Origin of the sequence: Photobacterium piscicola (assembly GCF_046058925.1) — a bacterium.
In the GTDB taxonomy this organism is placed as follows: domain Bacteria; phylum Pseudomonadota; class Gammaproteobacteria; order Enterobacterales; family Vibrionaceae; genus Photobacterium; species Photobacterium piscicola.
This window is the reverse complement of sequence record NZ_CP175534.1, coordinates 2,297,077-2,315,003: the sequence shown is the minus strand read 5'-3', so window position 1 is coordinate 2,315,003 and position 17,927 is coordinate 2,297,077. Positions and strand designations below refer to the sequence as shown.

Here is a 17,927-nt window from a genome sequence, read left to right as displayed (position 1 = left end):
TTATCCTCAGTGACTCTATGCGAATGTGGCATAGAATGTTCAATTGAATGATATTGTTATTTGTAACATCAACATCTTTACTAGTATTAAAATATATTCGTGGTACTTATGTTTTATCATCGACAATAGTGTGCGCAATATTAATGATGAATAAATGGTCAAATGTCGCATTTTTGATTTTATTTTGTTAATTTTAAGCTGTTCCATATATAAAGCGGTGTTACATCTTGTTTTTACAAATGGTTACATACTCTGTAGGTTAAAAAGAGTAGTTTAAGATAGTTGGTATAATGAACAATAAATAAACAGTGATGTGTGATTAATCCTCAGATGTGACGATGTTTGTTTCTGTTTTCTATAAATTCCGCTAAATTACTCATAACATAAGTCGTGAAAGGTGTGCCTATTAGGGCTGAAATATGCTATATTATTGCACCTTGCACGTATAAAAATACGACAGAAATTACCTGAGGGATATTGGCTCCATGAGCGATCTTGCAAAAGAGATCACGCCCATAAATATTGAAGAGGAGCTGAAAAGCTCTTATCTCGACTATGCGATGTCAGTTATCGTTGGTCGTGCTCTTCCTGATGTGCGTGATGGCCTTAAGCCTGTGCACCGCCGCGTTTTATTCGCGATGAATGTGCTAGGCAATGACTGGAATAAAGCATATAAGAAATCTGCCCGTGTGGTAGGTGATGTTATCGGTAAGTATCACCCACACGGTGATAGTGCTGTATACGATACTATTGTACGTATGGCGCAACCGTTCTCACTTCGCTACATGCTCGTAGATGGTCAAGGTAACTTCGGTTCAATCGATGGCGACTCTGCCGCTGCGATGCGTTATACCGAAGTCCGTATGTCTAAAATTGCCCATGAATTATTGGCTGATTTAGACAAAGAAACGGTTGATTACGTTCCTAACTATGATGGAACCGAGCAAATACCAGCTGTTTTACCAACAAAGATCCCTAACTTATTAGTGAACGGTTCTTCTGGTATTGCGGTAGGTATGGCAACGAATATACCACCCCATAATCTTGGCGAAGTGATTGACGGTTGTTTAGCGTATATCAATGATGAGAGCATCACTATTGATCAGCTAATGGAATATATTCCAGGCCCTGACTTCCCAACTGCTGCGATGATCAATGGCCGTAAAGGTATTGTTGATGCTTACCATACTGGTCGCGGTAAAGTTTACATGCGCGCCAAAGCTGAAATCGAAACTGAAAAGAATGGTCGTGAAACCATTATTGTTCATGAGATTCCTTATCAAGTTAACAAAGCGCGTTTGATTGAAAAAATTGCTGAGCTTGTTAAAGATAAAAAAGTTGAAGGCATTAGCGCATTACGTGATGAGTCTGATAAAGACGGCATGCGTATTGTTATCGAATGTAAGCGTGATGCGGTTGGTGAAGTTGTTCTGAACAATCTTTATGCTCAAACGCAATTGCAAACAACATTTGGTATCAACATGGTTGCGCTTGATAATGGCCAACCAAAGATCTTTAACCTTAAAGAAATGATTAAGTGCTTCGTTAATCACCGCCGTGAAGTGGTGACGCGTCGTACTATTTTTGAATTGCGTAAAGCGCGTGATCGTGCTCATATTCTTGAAGGTTTAGCGCTTGCTCTTGCAAACATCGACGAAATTATTGAATTAGTTCGTAATGCAAATACACCAGCAGAAGCTAAAGCAGCACTTGTTGCTCGTGGCTGGCAGTTAGGTAATGTTGCAGCGATGCTTGAGCGTGCAGGTACTGATGCTGCGCGTCCAGATTGGCTAGAAGAGCAATTTGGTATTCGTGATAATCTATACCACTTAACTGAGCAACAAGCACAAGCTATTCTTGACCTTCGCTTACATAAGCTAACGGGTCTTGAGCACGGCAAAATTCTTGAAGAATATAAGCAACTTCTTGAAGAAATCGCTGAGCTTATGTTTATTCTATCAAGCTCTGAGCGTTTGATGGAAGTGATCCGTGAAGAATTAGAGCTAGTGAAAGAACAGTTTAACGATGAACGTCGTACTGAAATCACAGCGGCAAGCAATGATATTGATTTAGAAGATCTGATCACTAAAGAAGATGTTGTTGTTACGCTTTCTCACGAAGGTTATGTTAAGTATCAAATTCTAAGCGATTACGAAGCACAGCGTCGTGGTGGTAAAGGTAAAGCAGCAACGCGCATGAAGGAAGAAGACTTCATTGAACGTTTGTTGGTAGCTAACACCCATGACACGATTCTATGTTTCTCAAGCCGCGGTCGTATGTACTGGCTGAAGGTATACCAATTACCATTAGCGAGCCGTACTGCTCGTGGTAAGCCAATTGTGAATATTTTACCACTAGAAGAAGATGAGCGTATTACTGCGATTCTTCCTGTGCGTGAATACACAGAAGACAAGTTTGTCTTTATGGCAACCGCTGATGGTACGGTGAAGAAAACGCCATTAACCGACTTTAGTCGTCCTCGTAGTGCCGGTATTATTGCCGTAAACCTACGCGAAGGCGATTCATTGATTGGTGTTGATGTTACTGATGGTGACTGCGATATCATGCTGTTCTCAGCATACGGTAAAGTAGTGCGTTTCTACGAAAGCCCAGTGATTGATGCTGAAGGCAATGCGAAAGGTGGTGTTCGCGGCATGGGTCGTACTGCGGCTGGTGTGCGTGGTATCAAACTTGCAGAAGGCGATAAAGTTGTTTCGCTAATTGTGCCACACAACGAAGGCGATATTCTTACAGTAACTGAAAATGGTTATGGTAAGCGTACTGGCCTTGCTGAGTACCCGGCGAAGAGCCGTGCCACTCAAGGTGTAGTTTCAATTAAAGTCTCTGAGCGTAACGGTAGCGTTGTTGGTGCTGTTCAAGCTGAAGACGGCGACGAATTTATGATGATCACCAATGGTGGTACATTAGTTCGAACTCGTGTTGCTGAAGTTAGCCGTGTAGGTCGTAATACTCAAGGTGTTACACTTATTCGTACTGCTGAAGACGAAAAAGTTGTTGGCTTACAGCGTATTGATGAGCCAGCAGAAGTTGAATTAATTGAAGATGCTGAATTAGTTGATGGTGAGACTGTTGAAAATACAGAACTACCAGCAACAGATGCAGAATCAGGTGATTCAACCGAGCAAGAGTAAGCCCTATAGTGCTTTATTCTGAATAAGACGCAGCCAAATGGCTGCGTTTTTTTTTGCCCACATATTTATAAACAACGAATCGCTAATTAACACTTTAAAGTTGCGCAATAAAGGTGTAAAAATAAATAAATGATATCTGTCACAATGTTGAGATTTATCTTTACTGTCTGTTTTGTAATGCTAAAAGTAGTACCGATTGTGATGCTATTAGCTTTATGAAGCAGTTAATTTTTATTTTGTCACTCGAGCAGGAGCAAGTACAACATTATGGATAAGGTTTATAACTTTTGTGCCGGTCCGGCAATGATTCCCACAGATGTTATGGCGCAAGCCCAGCAAGAATTAATTAACTGGCAGGGTTTAGGCACTTCCGTTATGGAAATCAGCCACCGTAGTAAAGAGTTTCTTGCGGTTGCCGCTCAATCAGAACAAGATTTACGTGATTTACTGAATATTCCTGCTAATTACCATGTCTTATTTTGTCATGGTGGCGCACGTGGTCAATTTGCGGCTGTGCCTCTTAATTTATTAGGTGAAGCAACCACCGCAGATTATATGGATGGTGGTTTTTGGGCTCACAGTGCTGTTGAAGAAGCAGCAAAATATTGTCAGCCTAATAATGTTGATATCACCTGTATAAAAGAGGGCAAAAAAGCCATTTTACCTGCAATAGAATGGTCACTTTCTGATGATGCTGCGTTTGTGCATTTTTGCCCAAATGAAACTATCGATGGCATAGAAATTCGTGATTTACCGATAACGAACAAGCCGATTGTCGCTGATATGTCATCCACTATTTTATCTCGCCAAATTGATGTCTCTAAATATGGTGTTATTTATGCTGGTGCCCAAAAGAACATTGGTCCTGCAGGATTAACCATTGTTATTGTGCGTGATGATTTATTAGGCAAAGCTAAATCAATTTTACCGAGTATTTTAGATTATACGGTATTGGTTGATAAAGAATCGATGTTTAATACTCCACCGACGTTCGCATGGTATTTAGCGGGTGAAGTATTTAAATGGCTTAAAAGTGTAGGTGGTGTGGCTGCAATGGAACAACGTAATCTTGCGAAAGCAAAATTATTGTATGATTTTATTGATCACTCTCATTTCTACATTAATAATGTTCATGCGGATAACCGCTCAATCATGAATGTACCATTTCAATTGAAAAACTCGAATCTTGATGAGGCATTTTTAGCTCAAGCCGATGCCGCTGGCTTAAAAGCATTGAAAGGCCACCGTGTTGTCGGTGGTATGCGTGCTTCAATTTATAATGCGATGCCTTTAGAAGGCGTACAAGCATTGGTTGATTTTATGCAGAAGTTTGAAAAAAATAATGCGTAAACGCTAAACGCTAAACGCTAAACGCTAAACGCTAAACGCTAAACGCTATTGCTAGGTAGAATACACACATTATGTGTGTATTTTTTTAGCTTTATTTTAGAACCGTAATAACTCGTTACACTCTTTTTGCTTGAGCATTTACTATAGCTCTATATAATCCAGACCCCTTCTATTGTGACTGTGAATGTATGAGCAAAAGATCAATATTAAAATCATATTACAACGATTATATCCGTGATATTTCTATTGTTTTTTTATTGTTACTGCCTTTAATTATTTGTAATGCAATTACATTATTTGTTGGTTATGCATTAAAGTGGGTTGAGTTAAGTGAATTAGCGAATCATTTTTTTTATTTTTCTAATTTATTAATTGGCATCTACCCGATAGCACTATGCTTAATCACTAGTTATTATCTGGCCACCAAACATGGCGTTAATGCTATGGTTGTTGTGCCATATTCACTATTACTATTAATTGCAGTCTCCGTTCCCAATGGCTTAGTCTCTGATCATAACGGGTTGCCTAATAACCCACTTGTGGCACTGCTTTCAGCTATTATTTCTGCATCATGCTGTATTTCCTTTCGTCTTTTTCCGCTCGATCCTTCTCGATTAGATTTTGTTAGTACGCTGTATAAGCATGTATTACATTTTTTTTGTTTTCTTTTATTAACCGTAGGGTTAGAAGAATTAACTAAGATTGTGATCTCGTTTAGTCAAAATATACATAATTATATTGCTCCAAATCCATTGACATTTTATGGCGGCTTAGCCTATCAATTTATTTTGGGTTTATTAGGTGCAATTGGTATTAATGGACATAATTTTCTTTTTAGAACAAAGCAGCAATTATTTGAAGTTACTCAACAAAATATTGCTGATTGGCAAGCAGGAGAAGCCCCTTTAAATGTGCTAGGGCAGGGGTTTTATGATGCTTTCTTATCGATGGGCGGCTCTGGAAATATGATCAGTCTGCTGTTTTGTATTTTATTATTTTCAAAAGAAAGACGACATATCACATTAGCACTATCAGCATTGCCGTTGGTTATTTTTAATATCAATGAATTATTACTGTTTGGTTTGCCGATTATTTTTAATCCAATATTAATTGTCCCTTTTGTTTGCGTGCCTTTGGTAAGTTTTGTGGTGGTATATGGTGCTATATCATCTGGATTAGTACACCCAGTGACAACCATTGTGGAATGGATGACACCTCCTTTTCTTAGTGGTTATGTCGCCACTCAGCACAGTGTCTCTGGCGTGATATTACAGGTAATTGTGGTTGTTATTGGGATTATTATTTACCGCCCATTTTATCTGCATTATGCAGGGAAAAGTCGTTCTAATAATACCTCGATAAGTCAGCAATATGAGCTTGGACGTAGTACGCTTAAATCATTTTTGGGTGATGTGAATCAAGCCATGGCGAGTTATGTGAGTAAGCATGATATTAGCCGCCGTGTTAGTCGTATGTTGAGTCATGGTGAGTTTGTGATGTTTTATCAACCTCAAATTAATTTAAATGATGATAAAGGATTATCGTTTGAGTCACTGATTCGTTATAAAGATGTCGATGGTAAAATATTACCACCATTATTTATTCAAGATTTTCAACAAATCGGAGCGATGAAGCAACTGGATAAAATGGTTATTGATTTAGTGCTAAAAGACATGCAAAAAATGCCTCTTGATAATGGCTGCAAAATTGCAGTTAATATTTCTGCTGAAACAATGTCAGATAAACATATTATTGCCTATCTTGTGGAACGCTTAAGTTTTTATTCTATTTCACCGTTGAATTTAGAAATAGAAATAACAGAAGAAGCCATACTTGAAGATGACAAACAGGTATCAGAAAATATTGAGGTATTGCAAGGATTAGGAATAACGGTTGCCATTGATGATTTTGGTTCGGGTTATGCGTCTTTCCCTCATTTATTGAAGTTTAACTTTGATAAAGTAAAGTTAGATCGCGCTTTATTGGGCAATATCGAACACGATCGTGAAAAAAACTTATATCAGCTGCTGGCTAAAATAAGTGAAGTGACAGGTTGTATATTAGTTGCTGAAGGGGTTGAAAACGAAGCAGAAAAACAGTTTGTGCAGCAGTGTGGTATTCATATCTGCCAAGGATTCTATTTTGCTAAACCGATGGCATTTAATGATGCTTTAACATGGTTTAAAAATGTTTAGCTCAGTCACTTAAGCAAAACTTGATAAGAGTGCTTATCAATCTAAGCTTGCATTTGTTAAGTGTTAATTGTTCTTTATGGGTAAAAATAAAGTGTAGGATCTAAAAGGGAATTTCCCCTTATAAGAATGTTATGGATCCTGTTATTTTTATTACTTGCTTGCTGGTTTTTATTGGCGGGTGTTTCATTCAGAGTACGATTGGTTTTGGTATGGGGGTCCTTGTTGGTCCTTTTATTCTTCTGCTTGAACCACGATTAATGCCGTGCGCGATCATTTTTATTGGCATGTTTATGTCCGCAATTGTGTGGTATCAATATCGTCACGCTTTATCGCTTCGTTTTTTGGTTTTTGCTTTTTTAGGGCGTTTGCCCGGTATCTTTATTGCCGCTTATGTATTAATGGTGATCTCTACTGATCAATTGGAAATTATGCTGGGTGTAACGGTATTAGGGGCGGTTATATTGAGCTTTGCAAAGTTACGTTTAGCTCCCACACCTCGTAATTTATTTATTGGTGGTTTTATTTCAGGGATCACTGGCACTACTACAGGTATCGGTGGACCCGTTATTGCTTTACTGATGCAAAATGAAGAACCTGAAAAAATTCGAGCAAACTTAGCTGCATTTTTTTGTTTGACGAATATTGTATCACTGACTGCGCTACATTTCTCTGGCCGTTTTTCGATGGCTGATTTCAATACGATTGTCTGGTTGTTACCCGCACCTATTATAGCGAGCTTGCTTGCTTATCGTGTGCGTAATAAAGTTAAAAAACAAGTAATGCAATATGGTGTGTTAGGACTTTGCTCGTTATCTGCGGTTGTTGCATTATCACAAGGCTTTCATCTTTTTAATTAGGCATTAGCACAGTAATGCCTAATGTATTGATGAATATTAGTCGTTACTGATTTCTCTGTTATTGCTGTGGGTAAATGAGCTTCTTAATCTCAAATCCTGCAAGTTTAGCGCGATTAAGATAACGTTCGAGTATCACAGGATCGAGTTTTTTGCTTCGTGATAATATCCATAGATAGTCGTAATTATAGCTACTGACTAATGCGGCTGAATAATCATCTTCAAGTGCAAAGATAATATAGCTGCCATAAAAAGGGCCAAAGAAAGATACTTTAAGATGGCCAAGATTTGGTTGGTCAACAAATTTAGCTTTGCCTTGTGCCTGTTGCCATTGTTGATTAACACTATTAAAACCACTGTTTATAACTTTAATTGTATTATTAGCCTCTAAGCTGTAAGTGGCGGTAACACGGTCCAAATCACGTTCAAAACTATGGTCTAATCGTGCTATTTCATACCATTGTCCTAAATAACGATTAATATCAAAATTAGTTACGGGTTGAACATTATTGGGTTTACCTGTTGTACAGCCTGCCGTTATGCTTAATAAGATAACGCCACAAAACCATTTTATATAAGTAAGCATCCCTTCCTCCTTATTTGATTATTTTGAAGCTAAAAAAACCACTTCAGCAGTAAATGTTACCTCATTATCTGTCACTGTAAATGCCCATTGCATACGTTCACAAATTCTCTGCACTATCACTAATCCACAGCCATAGCCCTGATTATAAATTTCATTACCATCATGGCGGTTGATAATAGTAAGGCGATCATGGGCTAGTTTTATTTCTATATCGCCAATGCTATAGCTAAAGGCATTTTTTATCAGATTATTAATAATGATAGTGATGAAACTTGACGGCGCACTAATTGTGGCTGAGTGATTGATCTCAAGATAGTAGCTGGCATCCTGTTTGGCAAATAAGGGTTCCATTATCAATAATTGTTGGCGGAGTTCATGTGCTAAATCACAGTGACTAAAGTGATGGCTTTCAATCGATTCTTTACCTAATAATAAGAAGGTTTCAGTGAGTATCCGCATATCAGCACTGGCTTGATATAATCTATTGATGGCTTTTTTTGCGACATTAGGTTGATTGGGAACTTTATTGAGTAAATCTGTCGAACCTTGAATGATCATTATCGGGGTTCTTAGCTCATGGGATGCAAAACGGCTAAATTCTTTTTCACGTCGAAAAAAACCAGCAATGTTATTTTTACTATCAAGTAATGCTTGTTCAATCTTTCGCGTTTCACGAAATTGAGTTTCAACTTCAAAATTGGGTTGGTCAGGGGGCATTTGACGAATTTTTTGATCTATTTTTGCTAATGGTTGCGATAGTGAACGTATAAAATAAAAACTATAGCTTCCCATGACGAATGATAATAATAAGCCAAATATAAACGTGAAATAATGCAGGTTATCTTCATAATCATCAAGGTAATCATCGGCATCATCTTGATAGACAACGTACATTAGCCCACGACCTGAAGGATGATCAAACACTAAAAAATGTTTATCTTCAGTACCTCGTAAATGTTCAAAAAACCCGGGTTGGTTATATCTTTTTAGCCAATCAGGTAACGAACGTTCACTCCAATAGCTCTTAAATTCACTATTGTTTGGCAGCGGTGCATCATCACCCATTGTTTTATAGTCGATAACATATTGGCTTGATTCTTTATCTAGCCAATGATGAAGACTGATCACTTCTAGTTGGTTTTCTGCGACATAAATAACAGCCCAGAATAAAATAAACATGCCAAAAGTCATTAACCCAAAACTTAAACTGACTTTTCGATAAATACTAGGAAAACTAGGCAGTTTTGATGCGGTAACCTTGTCCATGAATCGTCTCTAATCGTGAAGTAGTGAAGTTTTTATCAATGGCATTGCGTAAACCATAAATATGGCTGCGCAGGGCATCGCTAGAGGGGGACTCTTCGCCCCAGACCGCGTCAATGACTTGCTGACGAGTCACAATATTAGGAGCGTGATGCAATAAAACTTTAAGAATTTTAAATTGAATGCGGCTAAGTTTAATCGTTTTCCCATCACGACTGACTTCATCACTGCGGTTATTCATCACCAGATCGGCATATTTTAATAATCCAATATCTTGACGAGGCCCACGGTTAGCTAAGGCACGAAGTCGTAGGCACAGTTCTTCCATTGCAAAAGGTTTTAATAAATAATCATCACCACCAGCTTTAAAAGCGGCAACTTTATCGTCTAGGGTATCTTTGGCGGTTAAAAAGAGAATAGGAGTGCCACAATATAGATCGTTACGAATTTTTTGAACGGCAGCAATACCATCTATTTTAGGCATCATAATATCCATGATGATGACGTCATAATGGTTATTTTCAATAAAAGTTAACGCGGCTTGACCATGATAAGCGCAATCTGCCGTCATCCCTTCTAGCTCTAAGTAATCGGCAATCGTTTCAACAATTTGATGGTTATCATCAACAATAAGAATTTTCATCTTTTTAGTTAGACTCTTCACGAATATTTCACGTTTGGCGTTTTAGTATACTTACCAATAAAACAATATTCATAATTTATTAATAAAAAGGTCTGTATTCATGAACAAAATCACACTGGCGGCACTGATTGGTCTAATTCTTACGGGTTGTGGTGGTGGCGGCGGTGATGATAGTGGTTCACCTCAGCCACCTGTTGAGACCAAGCCTCTAGCCGTTCAAGGTACAATTAATGCAGTGAATGTTTCAGCGAACACCATTGAAGTTAACGGTTATAGTTACGATGTGGCATCTGTCGCGTATGGTGCGGATACTCAGTACTCAATAAAAGATCTGCAAAAAAATATGATGGTTGCTATTTCTACTTCATCAAAAGCCGGTGCTTTAGTGCAATTAGAGCCAACGATGGTTGGCATGGTTACTCATATTGATCGTGCTAACTCAACATTTGTTATTAATGGCGCAACATTAACCTTTAGCCTTGATCAAAATATTGACGTTAATGATTGGGTGATGGTGTCATCATTACCACAAGCGACTGAAACTGGTTTGGGTTATAAAGTACTTTCAGTGGTGAAATTTGAGCATGAAGGTATTGCTAATCATTATGAGATTGAAGGGCAAATTTCGAATTTGACGGATATTCAATTTAATCTTGGTGCTGGAACAAATATTGATTATAGCAATGCTAGAATTGAAGATAATGCAACATTACAAAATGGTCAGTGGGTTGAAGTTAAAGGTCAAATGAACGGTGACACCTTTGACGCCTCTGAAGTGGACGTTGAAACTTACGATGCATCTGATAATGATAATGAAATCGAAGGTGTTGTAACCTGGGTTAGTAATGATAAGTCTCAGTTTGAATTAAACGCTCGCGGTCGTTTTATGGTAACAGGTTCAACTTATTTTGAAGACGGCACGAAAGCAAATTTAAATATTGGGGTGATGGTTGAAGTTACTGCCGTAAATGGTATTGCTCGTGAGATAGAATTTGAAAATGACTTCGATGGTGAGACTGGTAATCAATGGCGCGAGTTTGAAGATAAAGGCATAGCATCAAGTATTGCTGATAAAGGCACCTTTACTGTAAATAGAAACTTGATTCATATTGATGCTTATACTGAGTTTGATGACGGCTTAAATGAAGATAACCTTCATGACCAACGCATTGAAGTTGAAGGTATAATTATTAACGGTAAAAAAATTGCACGTGAAATAGAACGTGATTAAATAACCTCGAACCTCGAACCTCGAACCTCGAACCTCGAACCAAAAGCGCCTATTGCTCAGGCGCTTTTTGCGTTTTAGAACGGTTGGTTTATTTATAGTGACTACTCGTTGATGCAAAACCGTTGTTCTAAGTAACATCGAATCGACTGCTCACTGGCATCAAATTGTGGTGAAGGGACTTGAGTTGGATTTACCCATTGCCATCCTTCACATTTATCTGGTTCTTTTAATGTTAATTCACCGCTGAACTCAGTAGTAAGTAAGGCGACGCTGATATAGTGCTTGCCTGATTCTGAATAGGTAGCAAGATTATTGGTTACAGCAATCACTTGTGGTTGATAGATGGTGAGCCCTGTTTCTTCCTCCACTTCACGAATAGCGCATTGACTAAAGGTCTCACCTAGTTCCATATGTCCACCAGGTATAGAGTAATAAGGTGCATGACTATTTTTACGTTTGCCAATTAAGATTTGACCATGTTGATTAACGATAATAACGCCAATTCCAACCATGGGGGTTATTGCACTCATTATGTCCTCAATATCATTGTTGCTATATACAAGCACTTTACCGTAATTGTGGTGTGGATACTGGCATAATATTCAATAGTGGCGATAAAATTTAAAAAAACTGCCGCTAGATAACTGTGACATTATTGGGTACTCTGCTAGACAAGAAAAAATTAGGATTGGAAGAATAATCAATGGAAAGTTTAACCTTACAGCCGATTGCAAAAGTAAATGGTGAAGTCAATCTCCCGGGCTCTAAAAGTGTTTCAAACCGCGCACTGTTATTAGCCGCTTTAGCACAGGGAACAACACGTTTAACCAATTTGTTAGACAGTGATGATATTCGTCATATGCTGAATGGATTACAGCAACTTGGTGTAAATTATCGTTTGTCGGCAGATAAGACCGAATGTGAAGTTGACGGTTTAGGTCATACTTTTACCGCGATGCAGCCGCTTGAATTATATTTAGGTAATGCCGGAACAGCGATGCGCCCATTGGCTGCCGCACTGTGTTTAGGTGCGGGAGAATATACGCTGACGGGTGAGCCAAGAATGAAAGAACGTCCGATTGGTCATCTTGTTGATGCATTACGCAGTGCTGGCGCTAGTGTTGAATATTTAGAAAATGACCATTATCCACCACTGAAAATTGTAGGCACTGGGTTATCTGGTGGTGAAGTTGAAATTGATGGTTCTATCTCAAGTCAATTTCTCACGGCATTTTTGATGGCAGCGCCTTTGGCTCAGGCAGATACCGTGATTAATATTAAAGGTGATTTGGTTTCAAAGCCTTACATTGATATTACATTGCATATTATGGCGCAGTTTGGTGTTCTAGTTGAGAATCGTGATTACCAACAATTTGTGGTGAAAGGGGCTCAACAATATCAATCACCAGGTGAGTTTTTGGTTGAAGGTGATGCATCATCGGCATCTTATTTTTTAGCGGCAGCTGCGATTAAAGGTGGCGCGGTAAAAGTAACCGGTATTGGTAAAAACAGTATTCAAGGTGACATTCAATTTGCAGATGCACTTGCCAAAATGGGGGCGAATATTGAATGGGGTGATGATTATGTCATTGCGCGTTGTGGTGAATTAAAAGCAATTGATATGGATTTTAATCATATTCCTGATGCTGCAATGACTATTGCAACCACAGCCTTGTTTGCTAAAGGAACAACGTCAATTCGCAATGTGTATAATTGGCGTGTAAAAGAGACCGACCGTCTTGCTGCTATGGCAACAGAATTACGTAAAGTGGGTGCAGAAGTGGAAGAGGGCGAGGATTACATTGTGATCACTCCGCCAGCACAATTAAAACATGCTGAAATTGATACTTATGATGATCATCGCATGGCAATGTGTTTTTCGCTGGTGGCATTAAGTGATACAGCTGTCACTATTAATGACCCTAAATGTACCTCAAAAACATTCCCTGATTACTTCACTAGACTTCAAGGTTTAAGTGTGTAGCGTTGAATGATTAATTATTGATTTCTAAGTTTACATCTATAGTTGCCTTATAGGATTACTCAGAGTTTTTAATTAGTGTAAAAAGGTATGATAGAAAAGGGAATAACTCTATAAATCTTAGATTTTTTTCCGTATAATGTGCCACCGTTTGATGGCTAACCTTAATTAAGGTTAAGTTGCTGCTATTACGGACACCTATTCGGAGAAAACTTATGTCTACTCATGCTCCAGTCATTACTGTTGATGGGCCTAGTGGTGCAGGTAAAGGCACACTATGTATGCTGTTAGCAGAAAAGCTTGGCTGGAATCTGCTTGATTCCGGTGCTATTTACCGTGTTCTTGCACTTGCAGCACTTCATCATGGCGTAGATACTGAATCTGAAGATGCTTTAGTCCCTCTCGCTGCACATCTTGATGTTCAGTTTGTTGCTGAAGGTGAATTGGTTCGAGTTATTCTTGAAGGTGAAGATGTTTCTGATACACTTCGTACTGAAAAAGTAGGCAATGCAGCATCAAAAGTTGCAGCATTACCACGCGTGCGTGAAGCATTATTACGCCGTCAGCGTGCATTTAATGAGCAACCGGGTTTGGTTGCCGACGGGCGTGATATGGGTACAGTTGTATTCACATCCGCGGAAGTGAAGATCTTCTTAGATGCCAGTGCTGAAGAACGTGCAACTCGTCGTATGAATCAGTTGCAAAAAAAAGGCTTAGATGTTAGTTTTAGCAGCCTTTTAAGCGAAATTCAGGAGCGAGACTACCGCGATCGCAATCGTGCTGTAGCGCCTTTACGCCCTGCTGATGACGCTTTAGTGCTTGACTCAACTGAGATGTCAATTGAACAAGTGCTTGAAAAAGTCTTGGCATATGTTGATGTTAAGCTAAAATAAACGAATCCATATTTAGTCGCGTAAGCGGCTAAATAACGTCGGTGTCACGGATGATAACTGACTTTATTATCAACCCCATGCGGTAGGATACCCATGGTTGTTTATCATATTGAAGATTAATTAAATGACTGAATCTTTTGCTCAACTCTTTGAAGAGTCGCTAAACCAAGTTGAAACTCGCCCAGGTGCAATCGTTAAAGGTACTGTAATCGCTATCGAAAACGGTTACGTACTAGTTGACGCTGGTCTAAAATCTGAGTCATCTATTCCTGCTGAAGAATTCAAGAACGCTGCTGGCGAACTAGAAATCGAAGTTGGCGCTCAGGTTGACGTTGCTCTTGACGCGATCGAAGATGGTTTTGGTGAAACTAAGCTTTCTCGTGAGAAAGCTAAGCGTCACGAAGCTTGGATCCAGCTTGAAAAAGCTTATGAAGATGCTGAAACAGTTGTTGGTATCATCAACGGTAAAGTTAAGGGCGGCTTCACAGTTGAACTTAACGGCATCCGTGCGTTCCTACCAGGTTCTCTAGTAGACGTACGTCCAGTTCGTGACACTGCTCACCTAGAAAACAAAGAACTTGAGTTCAAAGTAATTAAGCTTGACCAGAAGCGCAACAACGTTGTTGTTTCACGTCGTGCTGTTATCGAGTCTGAGAACAGTGTTGAGCGTGATGAGCTACTTGCTTCTCTACAAGAAGGCATGGAAGTTAAAGGTATCGTTAAGAACCTTACTGACTACGGCGCATTCGTTGATCTTGGCGGTGTTGACGGTCTTCTACACATCACTGACATGGCTTGGAAGCGTGTTAAGCACCCTTCTGAAATCGTTAATGTTGGCGATGAAATCAACGTTAAAGTTCTTAAGTTCGACCGTGAGCGTACTCGCGTATCACTAGGTCTTAAGCAACTTGGCGAAGATCCATGGGTTGCAATCGCTAAGCGTTACCCAGAAAGCACTAAGCTTACTGGTCGCGTAACTAACCTTACTGACTACGGCTGCTTCGTTGAAATCGAAGAAGGCGTTGAAGGTCTTGTTCACGTTTCTGAAATGGATTGGACTAACAAAAACATCCACCCATCTAAAGTTGTTAACGTGGGCGACGAAGTTGAAGTTATGGTTCTTGATATCGACGAAGAACGTCGTCGTATCTCTCTAGGTCTTAAGCAGTGTAAAGCTAACCCATGGCAGTCATTTGCAGAAATGCAAGCTAAGGGCGACAAAGTAACTGGTAAGATCAAGTCAATCACTGATTTCGGTATCTTCATCGGTCTTGAAGGCGGCATCGACGGTCTAGTTCACCTATCTGACATTTCTTGGAATGTTTCTGGTGAAGACGCAGTTCGTGACTTCAAGAAAGGCGACGAAATTTCTGCAGTAGTTCTTGCAGTTGACGCAGAGCGTGAGCGTATCTCTCTAGGCGTTAAGCAAATCGAAGAAGACCCATTCAACAGCTTCGTAGCTGACACTAAGAAAGGTGCTCTAGTAACTGGTAAAGTTATTGCTGTTGACGCTAAAGGCGCAACTGTTGAGCTAGCTGAAGGTGTTGAAGGTTACCTACGCGCTTCTGAAGCATCTGTAGACCGTGTTGAAGACGCAACTCTAATTCTTGCAGTTGGCGATGCTATTGAATCTAAGTTCACTGGCGTTGACCGTAAGAACCGCGTAATCAACCTTTCTGTACGTGCTAAAGACGTTGCTGAAGAGCAAGAAGCAATGGCTACACTAAACAAAGCAGACGATGCTGCGTTTGGTAACGCTATGGCTGACGCTTTCAAAGCTGCTAAAGGCGAATAATTGAGCGTTGAGGGAAATCGCTTTAGCTTTTTCCCTCTAAACGGCTATACTATTGAGAAACTTACTAAAACGGAGTGTTTATGACAAAGTCTGAATTAATTGAAAGACTGTGTAGTCAACAAACACATCTTTCTGCCAAACAGGTAGAAGATGCAATCAAGGATATTCTTGAACATATGGCGAACACACTTGCAGAAGGTGATCGCATTGAGATCCGTGGCTTTGGTAGCTTCTCTTTGCATTACCGTGCTCCTCGCGTTGGTCGTAATCCAAAGACAGGTGATAAAGTTGAGTTGGACGGCAAGTACGTTCCTCACTTCAAGCCAGGAAAAGAATTACGTGACCGTGTTAATGCATCGATAGCTGCTTAACCGCGAATAGAACAAAAAAACGGCATACACTCTGTATGCCGTTTTTTTATGTCTATAGATCATGGTTTGATCGGTAAAATTACTGCATAATCAGTAATTATAATTTAGATTTAGTGAGAGGATTCACGATGAAGATTTTAGGAATTATTGTTCTAGTAGCTGCCTTTTTGATCACTCTGGCTCTTGGTGCGCAAAATCAAATAATGGTTAATTTTGATTATTTAGTTGCTCAGGGTGAATTTCAGCTTTCTACGTTATTAGGAACAGCATTTGGTGCTGGCTTTGTTATTGGTTGGGTAATTTGTGGTACTTTATACCTAAAAGCACGATTTGCTAAAAATCGTTTAACGAAGAAAGTAGCGAAGCAGCAGCAAGAACTTGACCAGCTTCGTGCTCAGCCTATTAAGGAATAAGAATTAATGCTTGAATTGTTGTTCCTACTTTTACCTATTGCTGCCGCTTATGGTTGGTACATGGGTAACAGGAGCGCAAGTAACCAAAAGCAAGAAAAGTCTGACCACTTATCTCGCCAGTATGTAACAGGTCTTAATATGCTGTTATCAGATCAGTCTGATAAAGCAGTAGACCTGTTCATTGAATTGCTTCAGGTTGACAGTGAAACTATTGATACTCATCTTGCTTTAGGAAATCTATTCCGTAGCAGAGGAGAGGTTGATCGCGCCATTCGTATTCACCAGAATTTGATAGCAAGGCCGAATTTATCGATTGAGCAACGTAACTTATCATTACAGCAGTTAGCTAAAGATTATATGGTCGCTGGTTTTTTTGATCGCGCTGAACGTATTTTTGAACAGTTGTTGGATGAACCAGACTATCGTAAGCCAGCCTTACAACAATTATTAGCTATTTACCAACAAACCCGTGAGTGGGAAAAAGCCATTGAAATGGCCACTCAGTTGGTGAAATTAGGCAAGATCAAATTAAAGCATGATATTGCCCATTACTGGTGTGAACTTGCGATGCTTGAGCTCAGTGCTCAAAATCAAGATAAAGCCATTCAGCTATTAAAAAAAGCACTATCAGTAGATAAACATTGTGTACGCGCATCCATTGTTGTTGCCAAAATTCAGGTTAAACAACAAGAATATAAGCAAGCGGCAAAAACATTAGAACGGATCTCAGAGCAAGATATTGAGTTTGTTGGTGAAGCTTTGCCTCTGTTACTTGAGTGCTATGAGGCGATGAATAATCAAACCGCATGGCTTAAGTATTTACAGCATTGTGTTGATCAAAAAGCAGGGGCGAGTGCAGAACTCATGCTCGCTGATGAAATAGCAAAACACGATGGTGCTGTAACGGCGCAATCTTTTATGACACGCCAACTTCAAAAAAATCCAACTATGAAAGGCTTTTATCAGTTGATGGAATACCATCTTGATGAAGCTGAAGAAGGTCGTGCAAAAGAAAGTTTAACCAGCTTACGTCACTTAGTTGGTGAGCAGCTTAAAGTAAAACCTCGTTACCGTTGTCGTCAATGCGGGTTTGCAACGCATGCTTTGTATTGGCAATGTCCTTCTTGTAAAAGCTGGGGACAAATAAAGCCAATTCGAGGACTTGATGGTGAATAATTGCCACCGTTTGTTTATATCATA

15 protein-coding genes are annotated in these 17,927 nt (G+C 39.4%); 11 read left to right on the top strand and 4 right to left on the bottom strand.

The features are described from left to right. Window positions 1-485: 485 nt before the first annotated feature. The 4 genes from gyrA (at window position 486) to ACJZU6_RS10970 (ending at window position 7,554) form a co-directional block, all read left to right on the top strand. Window positions 486-3,152 (top strand): DNA topoisomerase (ATP-hydrolyzing) subunit A, encoded by a 2,667-nt coding sequence (gene gyrA / locus ACJZU6_RS10985; RefSeq protein WP_080156736.1) that lies wholly within the window; start codon window positions 486-488, stop codon window positions 3,150-3,152. A 267-nt stretch (window positions 3,153-3,419) separates the two neighbouring features. Further along, window positions 3,420-4,502 (top strand): 3-phosphoserine/phosphohydroxythreonine transaminase, encoded by a 1,083-nt coding sequence (gene serC, locus ACJZU6_RS10980; protein ID WP_408900267.1) that lies wholly within the window; start codon window positions 3,420-3,422, stop codon window positions 4,500-4,502. A 188-nt stretch (window positions 4,503-4,690) separates the two neighbouring features. Continuing rightward, entirely contained in the window at window positions 4,691-6,697 is a 2,007-nt protein-coding gene (locus ACJZU6_RS10975) for an EAL domain-containing protein (protein WP_080156734.1), read from the top strand. Between the two features lie 131 nt (window positions 6,698-6,828). Next, on the top strand, window positions 6,829-7,554 hold the full coding sequence (locus tag ACJZU6_RS10970; protein WP_080156733.1) for a sulfite exporter TauE/SafE family protein: 726 nt from the start codon (window positions 6,829-6,831) through the stop codon (window positions 7,552-7,554). Window positions 7,555-7,612: 58 nt separating this feature from the next. Here ACJZU6_RS10970 and ACJZU6_RS10965 read toward each other — a convergent pair whose 3' ends face one another. Genes ACJZU6_RS10965 through ACJZU6_RS10955 form a run of 3 tightly spaced genes read right to left on the bottom strand, consistent with a single transcriptional unit; the run spans window position 7,613 to window position 10,043 of the window. Next, complete coding sequence (locus tag ACJZU6_RS10965; RefSeq protein ID WP_408900266.1) at window positions 7,613-8,137, bottom strand: lipocalin family protein; 525 nt, start codon at window positions 8,135-8,137, stop codon at window positions 7,613-7,615. An 18-nt stretch (window positions 8,138-8,155) separates the two neighbouring features. Further along, window positions 8,156-9,403, bottom strand: a complete 1,248-nt coding sequence (locus ACJZU6_RS10960; RefSeq protein WP_080156731.1) for a HAMP domain-containing sensor histidine kinase — start codon at window positions 9,401-9,403, stop codon at window positions 8,156-8,158. Then, entirely contained in the window at window positions 9,372-10,043 is a 672-nt protein-coding gene (locus ACJZU6_RS10955) for a response regulator transcription factor (protein ID WP_080156730.1), read from the bottom strand. The genes ACJZU6_RS10960 and ACJZU6_RS10955 overlap by 32 nt, the downstream gene beginning before the upstream one ends. A gap of 100 nt (window positions 10,044-10,143) precedes the next feature. Here ACJZU6_RS10955 and ACJZU6_RS10950 point away from each other — a divergent pair, with 100 nt between their 5' ends. Beyond that, a complete protein-coding gene (locus ACJZU6_RS10950) occupies window positions 10,144-11,274 on the top strand; it encodes a DUF5666 domain-containing protein (RefSeq protein ID WP_408900265.1) in 1,131 nt (376 codons plus the stop codon). Window positions 11,275-11,375: 101 nt separating this feature from the next. Here ACJZU6_RS10950 and ACJZU6_RS10945 read toward each other — a convergent pair whose 3' ends face one another. Continuing rightward, the gene (locus ACJZU6_RS10945) at window positions 11,376-11,804 is read right to left on the bottom strand and encodes an NUDIX hydrolase (RefSeq protein WP_080156728.1); all 429 of its coding nucleotides are present in this window, start codon (window positions 11,802-11,804) and stop codon (window positions 11,376-11,378) included. A gap of 173 nt (window positions 11,805-11,977) precedes the next feature. On the opposite strand from ACJZU6_RS10945, the gene aroA reads away from it, so the two are divergent. From aroA to lapB, 6 genes are all read left to right on the top strand, one after another. Next, window positions 11,978-13,258, top strand: coding sequence for a 3-phosphoshikimate 1-carboxyvinyltransferase (gene aroA / locus ACJZU6_RS10940; protein WP_408900264.1), 1,281 nt, complete (start codon window positions 11,978-11,980; stop codon window positions 13,256-13,258). 212 nt (window positions 13,259-13,470) lie between these two features. After that, on the top strand, window positions 13,471-14,148 hold the full coding sequence (gene cmk, locus ACJZU6_RS10935) for a (d)CMP kinase (protein ID WP_080156726.1): 678 nt from the start codon (window positions 13,471-13,473) through the stop codon (window positions 14,146-14,148). 124 nt (window positions 14,149-14,272) lie between these two features. Then, window positions 14,273-15,943: a 30S ribosomal protein S1 gene (gene rpsA, locus ACJZU6_RS10930; RefSeq protein ID WP_080156725.1), complete on the top strand. Its 1,671-nt coding sequence runs from the start codon at window positions 14,273-14,275 to the stop codon at window positions 15,941-15,943. A gap of 80 nt (window positions 15,944-16,023) precedes the next feature. Continuing rightward, window positions 16,024-16,314, top strand: a complete 291-nt coding sequence (gene ihfB / locus ACJZU6_RS10925) for an integration host factor subunit beta (protein ID WP_036795301.1) — start codon at window positions 16,024-16,026, stop codon at window positions 16,312-16,314. 128 nt (window positions 16,315-16,442) lie between these two features. Continuing rightward, on the top strand, window positions 16,443-16,727 hold the full coding sequence (locus ACJZU6_RS10920; protein WP_080156724.1) for a LapA family protein: 285 nt from the start codon (window positions 16,443-16,445) through the stop codon (window positions 16,725-16,727). A 6-nt stretch (window positions 16,728-16,733) separates the two neighbouring features. Beyond that, window positions 16,734-17,903: a lipopolysaccharide assembly protein LapB gene (lapB, locus tag ACJZU6_RS10915; RefSeq protein ID WP_408900263.1), complete on the top strand. Its 1,170-nt coding sequence runs from the start codon at window positions 16,734-16,736 to the stop codon at window positions 17,901-17,903. The last annotated feature ends 24 nt before the right edge of the window (window positions 17,904-17,927 follow it).

Excerpts from the sequence above, each read along its gene's own strand:
- aroA (WP_408900264.1), top strand. The coding sequence starts at position 11,978 with ATGGAAAGTTTAACCTTACAGCCGATTGCAAAAGTAAATGGTGAAGTC.
- ACJZU6_RS10955 (WP_080156730.1), bottom strand. The coding sequence starts at position 10,043 with ATGAAAATTCTTATTGTTGATGATAACCATCAAATTGTTGAAACGATT.
- ACJZU6_RS10945 (WP_080156728.1), bottom strand. The coding sequence starts at position 11,804 with ATGAGTGCAATAACCCCCATGGTTGGAATTGGCGTTATTATCGTTAAT.
- lapB (WP_408900263.1), top strand. The coding sequence starts at position 16,734 with ATGCTTGAATTGTTGTTCCTACTTTTACCTATTGCTGCCGCTTATGGT.
- cmk (WP_080156726.1), top strand. The coding sequence starts at position 13,471 with ATGTCTACTCATGCTCCAGTCATTACTGTTGATGGGCCTAGTGGTGCA.
- ACJZU6_RS10975 (WP_080156734.1), top strand. The coding sequence starts at position 4,691 with ATGAGCAAAAGATCAATATTAAAATCATATTACAACGATTATATCCGT.
- ACJZU6_RS10920 (WP_080156724.1), top strand. The coding sequence starts at position 16,443 with ATGAAGATTTTAGGAATTATTGTTCTAGTAGCTGCCTTTTTGATCACT.
- ihfB (WP_036795301.1), top strand. The coding sequence starts at position 16,024 with ATGACAAAGTCTGAATTAATTGAAAGACTGTGTAGTCAACAAACACAT.
- ACJZU6_RS10965 (WP_408900266.1), bottom strand. The coding sequence starts at position 8,137 with ATGCTTACTTATATAAAATGGTTTTGTGGCGTTATCTTATTAAGCATA.
- ACJZU6_RS10960 (WP_080156731.1), bottom strand. The coding sequence starts at position 9,403 with ATGGACAAGGTTACCGCATCAAAACTGCCTAGTTTTCCTAGTATTTAT.
- gyrA (WP_080156736.1), top strand. The coding sequence starts at position 486 with ATGAGCGATCTTGCAAAAGAGATCACGCCCATAAATATTGAAGAGGAG.
- serC (WP_408900267.1), top strand. The coding sequence starts at position 3,420 with ATGGATAAGGTTTATAACTTTTGTGCCGGTCCGGCAATGATTCCCACA.
- ACJZU6_RS10970 (WP_080156733.1), top strand. The coding sequence starts at position 6,829 with ATGGATCCTGTTATTTTTATTACTTGCTTGCTGGTTTTTATTGGCGGG.
- ACJZU6_RS10950 (WP_408900265.1), top strand. The coding sequence starts at position 10,144 with ATGAACAAAATCACACTGGCGGCACTGATTGGTCTAATTCTTACGGGT.
- rpsA (WP_080156725.1), top strand. The coding sequence starts at position 14,273 with ATGACTGAATCTTTTGCTCAACTCTTTGAAGAGTCGCTAAACCAAGTT.